General features: G+C 72.6%; 14 protein-coding genes. 6 read left to right on the top strand and 8 right to left on the bottom strand.

Annotated features, from left to right (window positions below; all coding sequences use genetic code 11):
* Positions 1 to 125: 125 nt before the first annotated feature.
* The 3 genes from QCD68_RS10745 to QCD68_RS10735 are packed head-to-tail and all read right to left on the bottom strand — an operon-like array spanning position 126 to position 2920.
* Positions 126 to 599 (bottom strand): GNAT family N-acetyltransferase, encoded by a 474-nt coding sequence (locus QCD68_RS10745; protein WP_220039231.1) that lies wholly within the window; start codon positions 597 to 599, stop codon positions 126 to 128.
* A 10-nt stretch (positions 600 to 609) separates the two neighbouring features.
* Complete coding sequence (locus QCD68_RS10740; RefSeq protein WP_301223010.1) at positions 610 to 2094, bottom strand: aminopeptidase P family protein; 1485 nt, start codon at positions 2092 to 2094, stop codon at positions 610 to 612.
* A 28-nt stretch (positions 2095 to 2122) separates the two neighbouring features.
* Complete coding sequence (locus QCD68_RS10735; RefSeq protein ID WP_301223009.1) at positions 2123 to 2920, bottom strand: SDR family NAD(P)-dependent oxidoreductase; 798 nt, start codon at positions 2918 to 2920, stop codon at positions 2123 to 2125.
* Between the two features lie 86 nt (positions 2921 to 3006).
* On the opposite strand from QCD68_RS10735, the gene QCD68_RS10730 reads away from it, so the two are divergent.
* A complete protein-coding gene (locus QCD68_RS10730; protein ID WP_301223008.1) occupies positions 3007 to 3870 on the top strand; it encodes a helix-turn-helix transcriptional regulator in 864 nt (287 codons plus the stop codon).
* A gap of 106 nt (positions 3871 to 3976) precedes the next feature.
* Here QCD68_RS10730 and QCD68_RS10725 read toward each other — a convergent pair whose 3' ends face one another.
* Entirely contained in the window at positions 3977 to 5746 is a 1770-nt protein-coding gene (locus QCD68_RS10725) for a glycosyltransferase (protein ID WP_301223007.1), read from the bottom strand.
* A 3-nt stretch (positions 5747 to 5749) separates the two neighbouring features.
* A complete protein-coding gene (locus tag QCD68_RS10720) occupies positions 5750 to 6937 on the bottom strand; it encodes a hypothetical protein (RefSeq protein ID WP_301223006.1) in 1188 nt (395 codons plus the stop codon).
* A 157-nt stretch (positions 6938 to 7094) separates the two neighbouring features.
* On the opposite strand from QCD68_RS10720, the gene QCD68_RS10715 reads away from it, so the two are divergent.
* Together QCD68_RS10715 and QCD68_RS10710 are read left to right on the top strand one after the other, a co-directional pair.
* A complete protein-coding gene (locus tag QCD68_RS10715) occupies positions 7095 to 7451 on the top strand; it encodes a hypothetical protein (RefSeq protein ID WP_301223005.1) in 357 nt (118 codons plus the stop codon).
* 471 nt (positions 7452 to 7922) lie between these two features.
* Positions 7923 to 8795: a PHP domain-containing protein gene (locus QCD68_RS10710; protein WP_301223004.1), complete on the top strand. Its 873-nt coding sequence runs from the start codon at positions 7923 to 7925 to the stop codon at positions 8793 to 8795.
* Between the two features lie 138 nt (positions 8796 to 8933).
* Here QCD68_RS10710 and QCD68_RS10705 read toward each other — a convergent pair whose 3' ends face one another.
* Positions 8934 to 10514, bottom strand: coding sequence for a DEAD/DEAH box helicase (locus QCD68_RS10705; protein WP_301223003.1), 1581 nt, complete (start codon positions 10512 to 10514; stop codon positions 8934 to 8936).
* Between the two features lie 85 nt (positions 10515 to 10599).
* Here QCD68_RS10705 and QCD68_RS10700 point away from each other — a divergent pair, with 85 nt between their 5' ends.
* Entirely contained in the window at positions 10600 to 11313 is a 714-nt protein-coding gene (locus QCD68_RS10700; protein WP_259557707.1) for a ferritin-like domain-containing protein, read from the top strand.
* A gap of 31 nt (positions 11314 to 11344) precedes the next feature.
* Here the strand turns inward: QCD68_RS10700 and QCD68_RS10695 are convergent, their stop codons facing one another.
* Positions 11345 to 11641, bottom strand: a complete 297-nt coding sequence (locus QCD68_RS10695) for a hypothetical protein (RefSeq protein WP_301223002.1) — start codon at positions 11639 to 11641, stop codon at positions 11345 to 11347.
* Positions 11642 to 11651: 10 nt separating this feature from the next.
* Positions 11652 to 11876 carry a DUF3107 domain-containing protein gene (locus QCD68_RS10690; RefSeq protein ID WP_111075648.1) on the bottom strand — a complete coding sequence of 75 codons (225 nt, stop codon included), beginning with the start codon at positions 11874 to 11876 and terminating at the stop codon, positions 11652 to 11654.
* Positions 11877 to 11995: 119 nt separating this feature from the next.
* On the opposite strand from QCD68_RS10690, the gene QCD68_RS10685 reads away from it, so the two are divergent.
* Both QCD68_RS10685 and QCD68_RS10680 read left to right on the top strand, forming a co-directional pair.
* Positions 11996 to 15172 (top strand): ATP-dependent helicase, encoded by a 3177-nt coding sequence (locus tag QCD68_RS10685; RefSeq protein ID WP_301223001.1) that lies wholly within the window; start codon positions 11996 to 11998, stop codon positions 15170 to 15172.
* On the top strand, positions 15169 to 18510 hold the full coding sequence (locus tag QCD68_RS10680) for an ATP-dependent DNA helicase (protein ID WP_301223000.1): 3342 nt from the start codon (positions 15169 to 15171) through the stop codon (positions 18508 to 18510). Before QCD68_RS10685 ends, QCD68_RS10680 begins: the two co-directional genes overlap by 4 nt.
* The last annotated feature ends 39 nt before the right edge of the window (positions 18511 to 18549 follow it).

Below are 18549 nucleotides of genomic sequence, written 5' to 3'. Positions count from 1 at the left end.
GTCCACGACACGGACTCCCCCGCCCGCTGGCCCCGCCCCCCCCGGCGGGGCGGGGGGGGGGCCGGGGGGGGCGGCCCCGCGGCGGGGCCGGGGGGGCCCCCCCCCGTCGTCGTCAGCTCTGCTGGTCAGAGGATCTTCGAGTAGCAGACCGAGCGGTCGGCGCCCACGTACGGGCCGAAGTTCGCGATGCGGCTGAAGCCCTCGCGCTCGTAGAACGCGATCGCCCGCTTCTGCTCCGTGCCCGTCTCGAGGACGAGGGCCGGCGAACCGAGGTCGAGCGCGGCCTCCTCGAGTCGACGCAGCATCGCCGCGGCCACACCCGACCCGCGGGACTCCGTCCGGACGTACATCCGCTTCACCTCGGCGATGCCGTCGTCGACGATCCGCAGACCACCGCAGCCGACCGGGGTGCCGTCGCCGTCGCGCGCCACGAAGAACACCGCGATCGAGTCGGCCGTGGGCTTCGGTCCGGGCTCGGTGTCCGCGCCGTACGTGCTGTCGATCTCGATGCGCTGGGCGGCACGCAGCCGCTGGGCATCGGGCGAGTCGAAGTGCTCGACGTCGATCAGGAAGGTGCTCGAGGGGGCTTCAGCGCTCACGAGGCCCAGGCTAGCGCGGAGTGCGGGCGATCCACCCCTCCACTTCCGAGGGGGTCCGGGGGATGTGCACGGACAGGTTCTCGGCGCCGTCCTCGGTCACCAGGATGTCGTCCTCGATGCGGACGCCGATGCCGCGGAACTCCTCCGGCACGGTCAGGTCGTCCTGCTGGAAGTACAGTCCGGGCTCGATGGTGAAGACCATGCCGGGCTGCACGATGCCGTCGAGGTACATCTCACGGCGGGCCTTCGCGCAGTCGTGCACGTCGAGCCCGAGGTGGTGGCTCGTGCCGTGCACCATGTACCGGCGGTGGAACTGGTTCTCCGGCTCCAGCGACTCGTCGGCCGAGACCGGCAGGAAGCCCCACTCGGCCGTCTTGCGGGCGATGACCTGCATGGCGGTCGCGTGGACCTCACGGAACGTGATGCCGGGCTTGACGATCGCGAACGCCGCATCGGCAGCCTCCAGGACGGCCTCGTAGACCATCCGCTGGACGGGCGAGAACGTGCCGCTGACCGGCAGCGTCCGGGTGATGTCGGCTGTGTAGAACGAGTCGACCTCGACCCCGGCGTCGATGAGGATGAGGTCGCCCGGCTGCACGGCACCGTCGTTCCGGGTCCAGTGCAGGATGCAGGCGTGGTGGCCGGCAGCCGCGATCGTGTCGTACCCGACCGTGTTGCCGTCCGCGCGGGCACGGCGGTTGAAGGTGCCCTCGACGATGCGCTCGCCACGGGGATGGGCGAGGACCGCGTCGAAGTCGGCGATCACGTCGTCGAACCCGTGCTGGGTCGCGTCGACGGCCTTGCGGAGTTCGCTGACCTCGAACGCGTCCTTCACCAGGCGCAGCTCGGACAGGTCGCGGGAGAGCACGTCCGCCGTCGCCGGGGTGTCGTCCTGATCCTCGGCGCCACCGACGGTCGCACCGAGCCGCTCGTCGAGGGCGCGGGTGAAGTCGGTGTCGGCGTCGCGGACGACCAGCACCGAGGCGTCGAGGCCGTCGAGGACCCGGTCGAGCTCGCCCAGGTCGGCGGTTGCGAGGCCCAGGTCGGCGGACACCTCGGCCAGTGAGGGCCGCGGTCCCACCCAGAACTCACCGATCTCGGGGTTCGCGTAGAACTCCTCGGAGTCGCGGCCGGCGGTCGCACGGAAGTACAGCGTGGCGTCGTGCCCGCTGCCGTTCGGCGCCAGGACCAGGACGGACCCGACGACGGTGTCCGTGCCCCAGCCGGTCAGGTGCGCGAACGTGGAGTGCGGGCGGAACGGGTAGTCGCAGTCGTTCGAGCGCACCTTCGCCTGCCCGGCGGGGACGACGAGCGTCCGTCCGGTGTGCAGCTCCGAGAGCCGCGCACGACGCTCGGCAGCGAAGGCGGACTGCTCGCGGGGCGCCGGGAGCGGACGCTCGCGCTCCGCCCAGTTCGACGCGATGTGGTCCTTGAACACGGACGAGCCGGGAGTGGTGGAGCGGTTGCTCGTCGCGCGGGGAGTGGTGTCGGCCATGCGTCCCATCATCCCACCGCTCCACCGATCAGGCTCCGGCGCCGCCGTCCACCGGCACGCTCGCCCCGGTGACCATCGACGCCCGGTCACTGAGCAGCCAGGCCGCCACCTCGGCGACCTCCTCCGGCCGGGCCATCCGGCCGAGTGGGACCGAGGCGTTGATCTGCTCGACGATGCCCGGCGTCGCCGCCTCCCACGCGTCGATCATCTCGGTCGCCGTGCCGCCCGGAGTGATCCCGTTCACCCGGATCCCCTGGGGAGCCCACGTCACCGCGGCGGTCTCGGTGATGCTGTTGAGCGCGCGCTTCATCGCGCCGTAGGCGGGGAGGGCCGGGTTCGCACGGCGGCTGCCGATGCTCGAGGTGTTCACGATCGCCCCGCCGCCGGAGCGTCGCATCAGGGCGGCCTCGGCGGTCATGGCGACCCAGTGGCCGCGGAAGTTCACCGCGAACTGCGTGTCGAGGTCCTCGTCGCTCGTGGTGTCGAGCGGTCCGGGCTGCTGGATCGCGGCACCGTTGTTGAACGCACCGTCGAGCCGCCCGTGCAGGGCGTCGACCCGGTCGACGGCGGCGCGGATGCTCGCCGGGTCGGCCAGGTCGAGCGCGACGGCGTCCGCCGTGCCGCCGTCGGCCCGGACGGCGGCGACGACGGCGTCGAGGGCGTCGGTGCTCCGCGCTGCCAGGACGACGGCGGCCCCTTCGCGGGCGAACAGCCGAGCGGCGGCCGCCCCGATGCCGCGGCTGGCGCCGGAGATCAACACGACCTTGCCGGTGAGCAGGCCGATCGGGAGGATGGTGGGGGGAGTGATGCTGGTGTCGTTGGTCATGACGTCAGCGTCCGGCCACAGCGCCTCCCGGAGCCAGGTACACCCGGTACCAGGATCGCGCCGCCCGCTCGGGGCAGACTCGGCGCATGGACAAGCAGGAGCTCGCCGCGTTCCTCCGCTCCCGGCGGGAACGGCTGCATCCGGAGGACATCGGCCTGCCGTCGGGGACGCGTCGGCGGACGCCGGGCCTCCGGCGCGAGGAGGTCGCCGTCTTGGCGCACATCTCGACCGAGTACTACGTGCGGCTCGAGCAGGGGCGCGCACCCCGTCCCTCCGCCGAGGTCCTGGCAGGGATCGCGGGCACGCTGCGGCTCACCTCGGCCGAGTCCGCCCACCTCCACCTGCTCGCCGGGACCCTTCCGCTGCACCGGGGGACCGTCCAACGGGAGGTACGCCCGAGCATCCTGGCCGTCGTCGAGCGCCTGCCGCAGACCGCGGCGATCGTGATGTCCGCGGACTTCGAGGTCCTCGCCTGGAACGACCTCGCGGTGGCGCTGATGGAGGACTTCGCCGGGCAGGACCGCGCCGGACGGAACCTCGCCCGCAAGGCCTTCCCCGTTGCCGGATCGCCCCTGCCCGTCGTCCCGCCGTACGGCATCTCCGACGGAACGGAGTTCCAGCAGCAGGTCGTCATGCGGTTGCGCACCACGCTCGCGCAGCACCCCGCGGACGACGAAGTCGCCGGACTCGTGCAGGAGCTGCGGACCGGGAACGCCGACTTCGCCCGGCTCTGGGAACGGCAGGACGTCCATCCGGCGCCGGTGCTGACGAAGACTTTCCGGCACCCGGCCGTCGGCGAGGTCACCGTCGACTGCGACGCACTCGAGCTCACCGATCAGGGCCAGTTCCTCGTCTTGTACACGGCGCCGCCCGGCTCGAGGGACGCGGACGCGCTGGCGCTCCTCGATGTTCTCGGTGCCGACGCCGGACGCGCTCCACGCCCGAGTTGACCGCGCTCATGTCGCCCGGACCCTCGTCGCCGCTGCGCGCTGTGCTGTGGACATGTCCGTTCCCCCTGGTTGCTCGGTGGTGGGCGACCCGGCCACCTGCGCAGCGTCAACCGGCATCGCCCGGCGCACCTCCGCCCGCGCTGTCGCCCACGGCGCCGCCCCCGGGCCCGTGGGTCGTCAGGCCGTGCTCGGTCTTCTCCCAGTAGTGCGGGCGGGTGAGCAGCTGCCAGAGGGCCTTGTACGCCGCGATCGAGTGCAGGGTCCAGTACACCGGGTTGAGGAGCGACCAGAGGATCAGGTGGAAGGTCCCGCGTTTGAAGGGGCCCATCATCGACAGGTAGATCATGATCGCGTTGCCGACCAGGAAGTTGAACAGGCACAGCCAGAGCACCCACACCGGGAACACTGCCTGGAGGCTGCCCTGCGGGACCAGGAACGTCACGACGGTGAGCGCGGAGAACGGCAGCACGCACAGGAACGTCGCGGGGGTGCCGGCGATGAGGAGCACGAAGGCAGAGAACCTGCGGAGGCCGATCTGCCGGATGAGGGCGACCGGGCGTCGGGCATGGACCAGGCTCGTCTGCATGTAGCCCTTGATCCACCGGGAGCGCTGGCGGATGAAGTTCGGGATCGAGGTGTTCGCCTCCTCCATCGTCGTGGAGTTGATCACCCCGACGCGGTAGCCGACGGCACTGGCCCGGATCCCGAGGTCGGCGTCCTCGGTCACGTTGTACGGGTCCCAGCCGCCGAGCTCGACGAGCGAGGCGGTCCGGAAGTGGTTCGACGTCCCGCCCAACGGGATCGGCAACGAGGAATGGTCGAGCCCGGCGAGCATGTAGTCGAACCAGTAGGAGTACTCCAGGGTGAACATCCGGGTCAGGACGTTCTCGCGGGCGTTGAAGTAGTTCAGCGCCGCCTGCACGCACACGGTGGACTCGCCACCACGCTCGAACGCGATGAGGGCCTTCTTGAGCTGGTCCGGGTCCGGGGTGTCCTCGGCGTCGTAGATCACCAGGAAGTCACCGGTGGCGACGTAGAGACCGACGTTGCACGCGCGGGGTTTCGTCTGCGGATGCCCCTTCGGCACGCTGATGACACGGAAGTGTGCGGGCGGGTTCGCCACTGCGATGGCGTCCCGCGTCTCCTGGTCCTCTTCCTCGGTCAGGATGATCACCTCGAGCTTGTGCACGGGGTAGTCGAGCCCCCCGAGGTTGTCGATCAACTGCGCGACGATGTTCGCCTCACGGAACACCGGGACGAGGACGGTGTACGTCGGCAGGTCGTCGTCGTCCAGCGCCGCCACCTCGGCACCCGTGATGCGTTCGACGACGTCGTAGCGGGCACCCTGCGTCGCCACGACGAACTTGAAGCCGGTGCCCGCGAGGAACACCAGGCTCGCGGCGGTCAGCGCCGCGATGACGGTGGCAGCCGGCCACGCGACGGCGCAGGCGAGCACGACCAGCAGGAGCGCGCCTCCCGTCACCTTCTGGGCACGGGAGAACACGACGCGGGCGGAGAGCGTGGGGTTCCGGTCGTGGAGTTCGTTCGCCGCGGCATCGGCGACGGCACCGTGGAACCGGCCCAGGACCGCACGGCGGAGGGTCCAGCTGTCGACCGGGACGAAGGTGACGGGTGCCCCGAGCTCCTCGGCGAGTGCGTCGGCGAGGGACGCGTCGTCGGCGCGGGCGGAGGTGGCGACCAGCATCGTGCCGTCCGCGAGCATCCGGAGTGGCATCCAGTCCTCCGCGAGGTACCGCTGGCCGGCTCCGGGCCGCTGCAGCGCCGCGTCGAGACCCTCCGCCTCGAGCTCGACGAGTTCGTCCGGACGGACGAGCGCGACGTGCCGCCCGGACCTCGTCGAACGCGTGGAGCCCATCGGTCATCGCCACCCGAGGACGTGCCCGATGGCCGTCATCCAGCTGTGCGTCACCGGCCGGTTGAGTGCCGCGGTCCACGCGATGAGCACCTGGACCCCACCGACGACGGTGATCAGCACGCTCGCCCGCACCGTCCGGGCCGCCGGGATCACCGCGATGCCCATCATCGTCATCACCAGGAACACGTTCCCCGCCGAGTTCACCGGGATCAGGCCGAAGACGTACCCGAGCACGAGCGCCAGGAACACGAACACCGAGATGAGTATCGAACCGGGGCGACGGCTGAGGAGGGCCAGGGCGGAGCCACTGGCGACGGGAGCGAGGATCAGCACGCCGTCGAGGGTCGTGAAGAGGTGCGGGACCAGTGCCCCGAGCGTCGGGTCGAAGTGGACCGCGTTCTCGAACACCGACCACGGACTGTGCCCGAACAGCAGCTGGAGGAACATCACCGCGGCGAACACGGCGATCGTCGGGAAGAGCACGATCAGCACGTTCGACCAGCGGGCCCCGGACTCGGACCGCCGGGCCACGGACAGCAGGGGAGCCGTGACCGCTGCGGCGACCACGAGCACCAGGCCGGATGCGTCCGCGAGGGCAGCGAGCATGAAGAGGATGCCGGACTCGAACCCGGCCTTCGTGTTCCCGCTCGAGACGAACCGGACCATGTTGATCGTGCCGATCCCGAAGAACGCGATGCTGAGGAACGCCTCGAAGTTGCCGGTGGCCGTGTACGCGAACAGCGGGTTGGCGCCGATCGCGACGAGGAACACCGCGCTCTTCCACCACTCGAACCGCCGCTGCACCATGACCTCAAGCAGCAACTGCAGCAGGACCCCGGCGACGAGCGCACCGACCAGGGCCAACCCGGCAGCGCCGCCGGGGATCAACCGCACCAGGACGGTGCCCAACGGTGGGTAGAGCTGAGTGATCCAGGCCACGTCGGCGCGGTCCCACGCCAACGTGGAGACGTGGTCGACGGCGGTCTGGTTGACGGTGATCGTGGACACCGAGGGATCCGCGGCGACGGACGCGATCACCAGGAACGGGGCAGCGAAGGCAGCACGGATCGACCACCGCGCCCAGGCCGTGCTCGGGAAGGACTCGAGGCGGTTCCGCAGGTGTCCGGCGGCACGGGCCGCCTCGAGTTCGCGGCGCAACGACTGCGCGCGTTCCGCTCCGAGGATGACCATCACGCCCGCCTGCCGCTCACAAGGCCTGATCCGGTCTCGGTGCATCCAAGCACGGTGTGCACGCGCCGTACATGGGCGGAGGCCGCGGATGTGCAGCTCGGGGGCGACTTCGCAGCTCGCCGGGGGCCGGAGACGCCGCTCGCGCTAGCATCCAGCCATGGCCGACTGGCAGCAGGTCCCACCGATCGCGCTCCGTCGTCCGCCGGGCGGAGCGACCTCGGGCCTCGCGCTCGTCTGGCTCGCACTGCCGCTCCGCATCGTCCCCCGGGCACGAGCGTGGTGGATCCGTCGAGCCGGCTGGACGTTCGTGGTGTTCGGGGTCGCCGTCGCGGTCCTCTGCCTGTCCTCCGTGGTCGGAACGGCCGGCCCGGTGCACAACGAGGCGTACGCCGACCAGCCCGCGACCGACGGCTACGAACCCGACCCGCGGTTCTTCCTGCCCGCACTCGGCGTGTTCGCCTTCGCGTCGATGCACCTGCTCCCGCCGCTCCGCCGCACACGGGACGTGCGGTGACGAGGACACACGTGGGACGAGACCGAGGCGTCACCGCGGCCCTCGTGGCGGGCGTGGCCACGGTCCTCCTGGCCGGGTGCGCCGTCCACAGCACGCCGGCCGACGTCGGCGGCGTCCGGGCTGCACGCCCGGCGCGCTGCCGTCGACGGGCTCCGGCACCACGACGAGCGTCGCTTCGACGCGGCGGTCAGCCGGGGACAGCGGGCAACCGCGGCGACAGCGTGGCGCACGTGTGCTCCGGCACTCGCCGTGCGGCCGGACGCGGAGGCGCGGGTGACGTTCGACGACGCCGTCGTCCCGGAGACCATCGGCGTCATCGTCCACCCCGTCACACGTGGAGCCCCCGGATGCTGGGTGACACTCTCCTGGTCCGCGGGACACGGCTGGTCCGCAGCGGCCGAGCGCACGGCCGGCGAACCGCGTCTGTGAACGGCGTCCGACCGGCTGGTGACCTGTCGGTAGCATGACGGGGTGCCTGATCCGTTCATCGACCTGCACGCTCACTCGAGCGTCTCCGACGGCACCGAGCGCCCGGGGGAGCTGGTCCGGGCCGCTGCGGCCAGCGGCCTCGACGGCGTCGCCCTGACCGACCACGACACCACAGCGGGCTGGCACGAGGCCGCCGAAGCCGTCCGGCAGCTGCCGATGACGCTGGTGCCCGGGCTCGAGCTCAGCACCCGGATCGGCTGGCGGAGCGTGCACGTGCTCGGCTACCTGGTCGACCCGGCGGACCCGGGTCTCGTCGCCGAGACCACCGCGATCCGTGACGGCCGCCTCACCCGGGCCCGCAGCATGGTCGACGCGATCGGTCGCGACCACCCGATCACCTGGGACGACGTCCTGGCCGAGTCGAGCGAGGGCGCGACCATCGGCCGCCCGCACATCGCCGACGCGCTGGTCCGGCTCGGCCTCGAGTCCGACCGCAGTGCGGCGTTCCGCGGCATCCTCCACCCGTCCTCCGGCTACTACCAGCCGCACGACGCCCCGTCGCCGCTGCGTGGCGTCGAGCTCATCCGTGCCGCCGGTGGGGTGCCCGTGATCGCCCACCCGGCAGCGTCGTCCCGGGGGATCGTGATCGACGAGCTGATGCTCCGCGAACTCGTCGACGCGGGGCTCGCCGGCCTGGAGGTCGACCACCGCGAGAACCAGGCACACGGCAAGCGCACCCTGCTCGACTGGACCCAGCAGTTCGGGCTCTTCGTCACCGGGTCGAGCGACTACCACGGCGAGGGCAAGCCGAACCGCCTCGGCGAGCACCGCACGTGCCGCCGGTCGTTCGACGCGATCGTCGAGCAGGCCACCGGCAGCGAGCCGGTCGTCGGGCCGGGGTCCCGCCTGTCCTGAAGCGGCGGGCCTGAAGCGGCTGACCCGGCCCGGCCCGGCGGGGCCGGCCACGGGCCTCCCGTCAGCACGACGCGGACCGGGCCGTGGGACGACGACGGCCCCGTCACCGAGGTGACGGGGCCGATCGACCTGGAGGCGCTACTCGCCGTCCGCGGAACCCTGCGGTGCCGAGGCGGTCGCCTCCGACGATCCGCTGCCGCCACGACGGCGACGGCGGCGACGACGCTTCTGCGTGCCGTCACCCGACTCGTCACCGGCGGCGGGGGCCGGAGCACCCTCGACCGTGGCAGCGGCGGTGGTGACGTCCTGCGCGTCCTCGGCGGGCGCGGTGCGCTCCGCTGCCGGACGGTCACCGGAGCCGCGACGCGAGCCGGACGACTCCGACCCGGCGGACCGGGTGCGGTTCCGCGACCGGGACTCGCCGGCGCTGCCGGAACGCGAGCCGGAGTCGGAGCGTGAGTCGGAGCCCGAGCGCGAGCCCGATCGCGAACCGGCCGACGACTTCTCGGTGCCGGCGGTGGCGGCGTGCGAGGTCGTGCCGGGCAGGCGGCCCTTGGTGCCGACCGGGATGTCCAGGTCGGTGAAGAGGTGCGGGGACGACGAGTACGTCTCGACGGGCTCGGGGATGCCGAACTCGAGCGCCTTGTCGATCAGCGTCCACTTGTGCAGATCGTCCCAGTCGACGAACGTGACCGCGATGCCGGTCTTGCCGGCACGGCCGGTGCGACCGGCGCGGTGCAGGTACGTGTCCGGGTCGTCCGGGATCGTGTGGTTGATGACGTGCGTGACGTCGTCCACGTCGATGCCACGGGCGGCGACGTCGGTCGCGATGAGGACGTCGCGCTTGCCGGCCTTGAAGGCTGCCATCGCACGCTCGCGCTGCTCCTGGTTGAGGTCACCGTGGACGGCGGCGGCGTTGAAGCCGCGGTCCTTCAGCTCCTCGACGATGCGGGCAGCGGCACGCTTGGTGCGCGTGAAGATGACGGTCTTGCCGCGACCCTCGGCCTGGAGGATGCGGGCGATGACCTCGTCCTTGTCCAGGGAGTGTGCGCGGTAGATGACGTGCTTGATGTTCGCCTGCATCAGACCCTCGTCGGGGTCCGTCGCGCGGATGTGCACCGGTCGCGACATGAAGCGGCGGGCGAGCGCGACGATCGGTGCCGGCATCGTCGCCGAGAACAGCATCGTGTGCCGCACCTCGGGCACGGCCTGGAAGATCCGCTCGATGTCGGAGAGGAACCCGAGGTCGAGCATGCGGTCGGCCTCGTCGAGGACGATCTCCTGCACGTGCGAGAGGTCGAGGAGACGCTGGCGCTGCAGGTCGATGAGACGACCGGGCGTCCCGACGACGATCTGCGCGCCGGCCTTGAGCTGCTCGACCTGGCCCTCGTACGCCTTGCCGCCGTAGATCGAGACGAGCTTGGTCGGACGGTTCACCATCGCGGACTCGAGGTCCTCGCTCACCTGCACGGCGAGCTCGCGGGTGGGGACGACGACGAGCGCCTTCACACCCGGTGCGGGGTCGGCGCCGATGCGCTGGATCAGCGGCAGGCCGAACCCGAAGGTCTTGCCGGTGCCGGTCTTGGCCTGACCGATGATGTCCTGGCCGGTCAGGGCGAGTGGGATCGTCTGCTGCTGGATCGGGAAGGGCTCGATGATGCCCTTGCTCGCGAGCGCATCGACGATGTCCTGCTCGATCTGGAGTTCTGAGAAAGTCAAAGAAGTTCACCCTGTTCGTGGGGAGGAGTCCGGGCCAGTCTACCGACGTGCCGGAGGGGTATCACCCGACCCGTATGCTGGGCGGGTGGTGTCGTGGTGGAACCGGAAGCGTGCTGGGCAACTCGCTGCAACCTGGCTCGCGTCGCGGAACCCGCGCAGCGGGACCGTCGAGCGTCTGCAGTTGGACGACGTCAGCCCTGAGCTGGACGTCTACCTCGGCCAGGCGGCCTACCTGCAGCTGTCGCTGTACGAGACCATGGGCCGTGCCGGCGCCGGTGCGCCGACGCTCTCGGGCCGTCTGGTCACCGGGGTGCTCGCGACGACCGCTCTCGAGCGGCACCGTGCCATCGTGGCCGAGATCGAGCGTGGCGGCAAGGAGCCAGCCGATCTGATGGCCCCGCACCGGGACGCGATCGACCGTTTCCTCGAGCGCACGAGCGGTGCCGACTGGTACGAGTCGATGCTCACCGGGTACGTCACCGCCGGCATCCTCAACGACCTGTTCGCCAACCTGCTGCGGTCGCTGCCGATCGACGTGCGGCAGCGCCTGCGCACGGTGTTCGACACCCGTGAAGAGCCCGCGGTGGTCGAGGAACTGACCGCCCGCATCGACGAGGACCCGGTCGTGGCGTCCCGTCTGGCGATGTGGGGCCGACGGCTCGTGGGCGACACGCTGCTCGTGGCCCGGTCGGCGCTGGCGTCCCACGCCCGGGAGGACCAGGAGCGGCTCGAGCCGGTCTGGACCGAACTCATCGCGGCACACACCCGCCGGATGGACGCCCTCGGCCTGACCGCCTGACCGCCTGACCGTCTGACGGCCTGAGCGTGCGCTAGGCGCCCTGCTTGACCATCCGCTCGTAGTGCGCGTCGTCCGCTGCGGTGCGGCGACGGCCGACCAGCACCTCGACGACGAGCGCGGCGGCGGCAGCAGCCACCAGGGCGACGACCCAGATCCAGGTCCCGCCGTACGACCAGCCGGCCCAGGTCAGGGCCTCCCACAGGACGGCCGCGACGATGCCGCCGACCACGGGGCCGATCAGCACCCCACGGGTCGTGCGCCAGGGCACGACGACGTGGGCGACCGCCCCGAGGAGGATCCCGCCGAGCACGGCGAAGAGGAGCTCCATGCGGGGAGCGTCAGGCGAAGAAGCCGATGCGGCGCGACTCTTCGGCGCCCACCTCGACGTACGCGAGCGATCCGACCGGCACGATGAACCGGCGGCCCTTGTCGTCGGTGAGGGAGATGTGCGTCGCCTTGGCCGCGAGCGCGTCAGCCACGGCGGTCTCGATCTCGTCGGCGGTCTGCGCCGTCTCGAAACTGATCTCGCGGGGGCTGTTGATGATGCCGATCTTGATGTCCACGACCTCACCCTAGTCGAGCGTCCGCGGGCGGCCCGGAGCGTTCGCCGCGGGCGCACGGCCGCGTCCGCACCCCGGCGCGGGCGGCCCGGGATGTCGGCTGCGGTGGGTACCGTACGACCGTGCCACCGACCACCCTGACGCCCGCGCCGGACCTCGGCTCGGTCGCGCGCGCACTGGTCGACGACCCGGCGCAGCAGGCGGTGCTCGCCCTGCCCGACGGGGTGCACGCAGCCGTCATCGGCGCTCCGGGGACCGGCAAGACGAGCACGCTGACGCGGCTCGTGGCCGACCGGTCCGCCCGCCCCGGCGCGGTGGACGCCTCCGGGCACGGCACCGTCCTCGCGCTGACCTCGGCGCGCGTCGCCGCGACCGCACTCCGCGACCGTCTGGCGGCCGCCGTCGACCGGGTCACGCCGGGGGCCCTGGCACGCACAGTCAACTCCCTCGCCTTCCAGGTGGTGGCGCACGCGGCCTCGGTCCAGGGGCAGGAGGCGCCGACCCTGCTGACCGGCGGCGAACAGGACCGGATCATCGCGGACCTCCTGGACGGCCACGAACTCGACGGCACCGGACCGGACTGGCCGGCGCCGATCACCGAGGTGGTCCGCGAGCGGGCCGGCTTCCGCACGGCGCTCCGCGACCTGATGATGCGGGCGGTCGCCGCCGGCATCGAACCCGACGACATGCGCGAGCTCGGCGACGACACCGGCCACCCCGAGTGGCGGGCGGTGGGCGACTTCGTCGACGAGTACCGCGCGGCCGTCACCGCCTTCCGGTCGACCAGTCTGGACGCCGCCGAACTCGTCGCCTTCGCCACCGCCGCGGTGCTCCGGGGGGACCTGCCGCCCGCCGTCGCAGCCCTCCGTCTGGTGGTCGTCGACGACGTGCAGGAACTCGTCGAGGGCGAGATCGGCCTGCTCGGCGCCCTGGCCCGCTCGGGCGTGCAGGTGGTCGCGTTCGGCGACCCGGACATCGCCGCGTCCGCGTTCCGCGGCGGCGTCCCGGACGTCCTCGGCCACCTCGGCCCACGGCTCGGCGTCCCGCAGGTCCAGGAGATCGTCCTCGACACCGTGCACCGGCACGCGGCCCCGATCCGCGCGCTGGTGACTGGCATCACCGGGCGCATCGGCACCGCGGCCGCCGGTCGACAGCGGGCGGCCCTTGCCCGGGAGGCCCGTGGCAGCTCCGACGCCGTCCTGCACCTGGAAGCCCCCAGCCGTTCCGCGATGGTGGCCGCCGTGGCGAGACGTCTCCGCGAACACCGGCTGCTCGACGGCGTCCCGTGGCACCGCATGGTCGTCGTCACCCGCAGCGGTGCCGCGATCCCCGAACTGGTCCGGGCGCTCTCGGTGGCCGAGGTCCCCGCGACCGCCGGTGCCGCACCGACCCGCCCGCGGGACGACACGGCCTCCCGGACCCTGGTCGACGCCGCGGCCGTCGCGCTCGGGGTGCTCCCGCTCGACGCCGACCTGGCGACGTCGTTCGCCACCGGACCGCTCGGCGGCCTGGACACCCTGGCGATCCGTCGGCTGCGGCTGGCCCTCCGGCGGGAAGAGCTCGCCGGCGGTGGGACCCGGACGGCCGACGAGCTGCTCGTCGACGCGCTCGGCGCCCCGGAACGCCTGGCCACGATCGACGCCGCCTTCGCCCGACGCGCGATGCGGCTCGCCACGAGCTTCGTCACCGCACGGCAGGACGCCGAGTCGGGGGCGAGCATCGAGGAGATCCTCTGGGGCCTCTGGGAACGCAGCGGCCTGGCCGGGGTGTGGCGCGCGCAGTCCGTCGCCGGCGGGGTCGGGGCTGCCGAGGCGGACCGACACCTCGACGCCGTGGTCGGGCTGTTCACCGCCGCGAAGCGCTTCGTCGAGCGGACGCCGGACGCGCCGGCGCGGGTGTTCGTCGACGACCTCCTCGGGGCCGACCTGCCGGAAGACTCGATCGGGCCGGACCGGACCGCCGGACGGGTCCGCGTGCTGACCCCCTCGGCCACGGTCGGACTGGAGTGCGACGTCGTGGTGGTCACGGGCCTCCAGGACGGCGTCTGGCCGAACACCCGGGTGCGCGGCAGCCTGCTCGACCCGGACGGGCTGGTCCGGGCGGCGGCGGGGATCCCGCACTCGCCGACCGACGACCGCGCCGCGGTGATCGGTGACGAGCTCCGGCTGTTCGTACGGGCGGTGTCCCGCGCGACGACCCAGGTGGTCATCGCGACCGTCGCGAACGACGACGAGTCACCGTCGCCGTTCGTGCGGCTGGTGCCGGTGCCGCCGGACCGGCAGGCGTCCGCGCACCCGCTGTCGTTGCGCGGGCTGGCCGGGTCGCTGCGCCGCCGGGTGGTGGCGACCGGGGACCACGAGGCGGCCTCGGCGCTGGCCCGTCTGGCTGCCGAGGACGTCCCCGGCGCGGCCCCGGACGACTGGTACGGCATCGTCGAGCCGTCGACGGACGCACCCCTGGTCGACCTCGACGCGGAACCGGTCGTGCCCGAGGGCGGCGAGGACGAGGACGGGGCCGTGGTCGAGCCAGTACCGCCGACGGTCGCGGTGTCGCCCTCCCGGATCGGCACGTTCGAGGAGTGCCCGGTGCACTGGTTCGCGCAGACGTTCGGCGGCGGTGCCCCGAGCCCGGCGATGGGCATCGGCACGATCGTGCACGAGGCGATGGAGCACGCGACCGACGTCGACGTCGAGTCGCTGTGGCACCGGGTCGAGGAACGCTGGGACGAGCTGACCTTCGAGTCCCCGTGGGTCGCGGACCGTGAGCGAGCCCGCACCCGGCGGATGATCGAGGGGCTCAGCGACTACCTGCGGACCTTCGCCAGCGCCGGCCGACGGGTGCTCGGCGCCGAGGCATCGTTCGCCCTCGTGACCGGCCCGGCACGGGTGCGGGGGAGCATCGACCGCATCGAGGTCGACCCCGAGGGTCGGATCAGCATCGTCGACCTGAAGACCGGCCGCGTCATGCCGAGCGAGAAGAACGACATGCCCGCACACCCGCAGCTCGCCGCGTACCAGCTCGCCGTGGCGGACGGAGCGGTCGAGGGTGTGCCGGAGGGTGCGGAGACCACCGACGCCCGGCTCGTCTTCGTGCAGAACCCCAAGGGCGCGCACGCGTACTCCGAGCGGACGCAGCGGGCCCTCGACCCGGAGTCGCGCGAGGCCTACCGCGAACGCCTGCACACCGTCGCGCGCGGCATGGCCGGGCGGACGTTCCTGGCGAACGTGGACGACCACTGCGACCGGGCCCGCACCGGCACCGAGTGCCGCATCCACGTGGTGGGCGAGGTGACCTGGTGAGCGACGAGACCACGGTGGACCAGACCGCCGCGTCCGCGGTGACGACTTCGGTTGCGGCTGCGGCCCCGACCGTCGCCCCGACGGGAGGCGCGGTGCCGGACGAGCGTCCGGCTCGCCGCCGGTACGGGGCCGACGAGATCGCCGACGCCCTGGGCAAGCCCCGACCGACCGCGCAGCAGCGGGCCGTCATCGAGTCCCCGCTCGCCCCGGCCCTGGTGGTCGCGGGCGCCGGCAGCGGGAAGACCGAGACGATGGCCTCCCGGGTCGTCTGGCTGCTCGCGAACGGCTTCGTGCAGCCCGACCAGGTGCTCGGGCTGACCTTCACCCGCAAGGCCGCCGGTGAGCTCGGGGTCCGCATCAACGACCGGATCGGCGCGCTCGAGGACGTCGGGTTGATCGAGACCGGCGACGCCTTCCTCGCACCCACCGTGTCCACCTACAACGCGTTCGCGAACGCCGTCTTCCGCGAGAACGCCCTGCTCGTCGGGCGGGACGGCGAGTCCCAGGTGCTCACCGAACCCTCGGCGTGGCAGCTCGCCAGACGGGTCGTCGTCGCCGCACGGGACGACCGGCTCGCGGGCCTCGACCGGAACGTCGACACCATCACCGCCGCGGTCGTCGCGCTCGCCGGCGCCGCCTCCGAGCACCTCGTCGACCCGGCCGACCTCCGCCGGTTCGCGATCGACTTCGGCGAACTGCTCGAACTGCCGGGCTCCAGCCGCGGGACGCCGTACAGGGCCGTCACCGACGCCGTCGCCGCGATCGGGTCCCTCGAACCGCTCGCCGACCTGGTCGAGGAGTTCCGCCGCCAGAAGGTCGACCGCGGCTTCGTCGAGTTCTCGGACCAGATCGCCCTGGCGCTCGCCGCCGCGGACGCAGCACCGCGGGTGGCCGACGACCTGCGCTCCCGGTTCGCCGTGGTGCTGCTCGACGAGTACCAGGACACCTCGGTCGTGCAGACCCGCTTCCTGGCACGGCTGTTCCGTGACCACCCGGTGATGGCGGTCGGCGACCCGCACCAGTCCATCTACGGCTTCCGTGGGGCGAGCGCCGCGAACCTCGCACGCTTCCCGGCCGACTTCGGCGATGCGGCTGGCGATCCCGTCGTCACCTACGCCCTGTCGACCAGCTGGCGGAACCCGATCGACGTGCTCGCCGCCGCGAACGCCGTCGTCGAGCCGCTCTCGAGCGCGTCCGAGGTCCAGGTGGAACGCCTCGAACCACGCCCCGGCGCCGACCGCGGGACCGTCGGCGCGGTGTTCCCGGAGACCCTGCCGGAAGAAGCCGACGCGGTGGCCGCCTGGTTCGCCGACCACCGGACCCGGAACCCCGGCGGCTCCATGGCGCTGCTGCTCCGCGCCCGGAAGGACCTCTCCGCGTTCACGGCGGCGCTCGGTGCCCGGGCGGTGCCGTACCACGTGCTCGGCACCGGGGGTCTGCTGCAGCGGCCGGAGATCGTCGACCTGGTGGCGTGCCTCCGCGTGCTGCACGACCCCGCCGCGGGCAACGACCTGATCCGGCTGCTGGCCGGGGCACGGTGGCGGATCGGCGCGGCCGACATCGTCGCGCTGCACGGCCTGGCCCGCTGGCTGTTCGGCCGCGACCACACGCACCGACGCCTCGACGACGAGGTCACCGCGGCGTTCCGGGCCTCGGTCGCCGCGGGGGAGCACGGGTCCGTCGTCGACGCGCTCGACTTCGTCACGACCGCGCCCGATGACCACTCGGCGCTCGACGCGATCAGCCCGGCCGGCCGGGAGCGCATGCGGGCACTCGGCACACAGCTGTCCTCGTTGCGGGCCCGTGCCGGGGGCGACCTGGTCGACTTCGTCACACTCGTCGTGCAGGAGATGCGGCTCGACATCGAGGTCAGCGCGCACGAGCAGGGCGGCTCGGCGTACCTCGACGCCTTCGTCGACGAGCTGAGCGGCTTCGTGCAGACCGACGACCGGGCCGACCTCGGCGCGTTCCTCGGCTGGATCGACGCCGCCGCCCGCCGCGACGACATGGGGCCGCGCTCCGAGGAACCCGAGGGCGGCACCGTCCAGATCCTCACCATCCACGGGTCGAAGGGGCTCGAGTGGGACGCGGTCGCCGTGCCCCGGATGGTCGAGGGCGGACTGCCGGCCCGGCCGCAGGAGGGCTCGACCGGCTGGCTCGGCTTCGGCCGGCTGCCGTACGAGTTCCGCGGCGACGCCGACGAACTGCCACGCCTGGCCTGGCGCGGACAGGAGACCCAGAAGGACGTCGTCGACGCGATCGACGCCTTCAAGGACGCGGTCAAGGCGCGGAACGAGGACGAGGAACGCCGGCTGACCTACGTCGCGCTGACCCGGGCCAAGCACGAGCTGCTCGTCAGCGGCTCGTCGTGGTCGACCGGGGTGAAGCCCACCGCACCGAGCCGGTACCTGCACGACCTGGTCGAGGCCGGGGTGCTCGCGGCGGACCGGATCCCGGACGGCACGACCCACGAGTCGAACCCCCTCGGCGACCAGGGGGCGTCGCAGACCTGGCCGCACGTGCCCTTCGGCTCCCGCGGGCCCCGTGTGCTCGCCGCGGCGGACCGGGTCCGGAACGCGAACCCCGGTGCCGCCGGACGGTACGCCGCCGACATCGACCTGCTGCTCGCGGAACGTCGCGCCTCGCGGTCGGCCGCCCACCAGGTCGTCGTCCCGCACCGGGTGCCGGCGTCCGGGTTCAAGGACTACCTCGGTGAGCCGGACAAGGTGGCCGAGCGGCTGCGCCGACCGATGCCGGAACGCCCGTACCGTGCGACACGTCTCGGCACGCTGTTCCACCAGTGGGTCGAGCAGCGCGCCCGCGGCGAGGCCCCGGCGGCGCTCGGCGGCTGGGACGGCGGGTTCGACGCGTGGGCCGGCGAGCTCGACCTGGATCCCGACGAGACGACCGAGGGCGGTCCGGCGGCGGCCAGCGAGGTCCCGGTCAGCGACGACGACGCCCGGCGGCTGGCCGACTTCCAGGACACCTTCGCCCGCTCACGGTGGGCAGGGCTCACCCCGGTCGAGGTCGAGCGCGAGATCCACATCCCGTTCCTCGGTCACAGCGTCGTCTGCAAGCTCGACGCCGTGTACGAGATCGACGGGCGCATCGAGGTCGTCGACTGGAAGACCGGCAAGGCCCCGAGCGGCGCCGACGACCTCGACCGGCGGCAGTTGCAGCTCGCGCTGTACCGGGTCGCGTACGCCGAGTTCACCGGGCGGCCGATCACGGACGTCGACGCGGTGTTCTACTTCGTCGCCGACGACCTGGAGGTCCGACCGTCGACGCTGCTCGACCGGGCCGGACTCGAGCGCGCCTGGCGCGAGGCGATCGGCTGAGGCGAGGCGATCTGCTGACGCGAGGCGGGCCTCCCGGCC

The organism is Curtobacterium sp. PsM8 (genome assembly GCF_030433875.1).
Taxonomy (GTDB): domain Bacteria; phylum Actinomycetota; class Actinomycetes; order Actinomycetales; family Microbacteriaceae; genus Curtobacterium.
Note: the sequence above shows the minus strand (reverse complement) of the source record. Positions and strands in the feature narration are given on the sequence as shown.

Excerpts from the sequence above, each read along its gene's own strand:
- QCD68_RS10740 (WP_301223010.1), bottom strand. The coding sequence starts at position 2,094 with ATGGCCGACACCACTCCCCGCGCGACGAGCAACCGCTCCACCACTCCC.
- QCD68_RS10735 (WP_301223009.1), bottom strand. The coding sequence starts at position 2,920 with ATGACCAACGACACCAGCATCACTCCCCCCACCATCCTCCCGATCGGC.
- QCD68_RS10730 (WP_301223008.1), top strand. The coding sequence starts at position 3,007 with ATGGACAAGCAGGAGCTCGCCGCGTTCCTCCGCTCCCGGCGGGAACGG.
- QCD68_RS10725 (WP_301223007.1), bottom strand. The coding sequence starts at position 5,746 with ATGGGCTCCACGCGTTCGACGAGGTCCGGGCGGCACGTCGCGCTCGTC.
- QCD68_RS10720 (WP_301223006.1), bottom strand. The coding sequence starts at position 6,937 with ATGGTCATCCTCGGAGCGGAACGCGCGCAGTCGTTGCGCCGCGAACTC.
- QCD68_RS10715 (WP_301223005.1), top strand. The coding sequence starts at position 7,095 with ATGGCCGACTGGCAGCAGGTCCCACCGATCGCGCTCCGTCGTCCGCCG.
- QCD68_RS10695 (WP_301223002.1), bottom strand. The coding sequence starts at position 11,641 with ATGGAGCTCCTCTTCGCCGTGCTCGGCGGGATCCTCCTCGGGGCGGTC.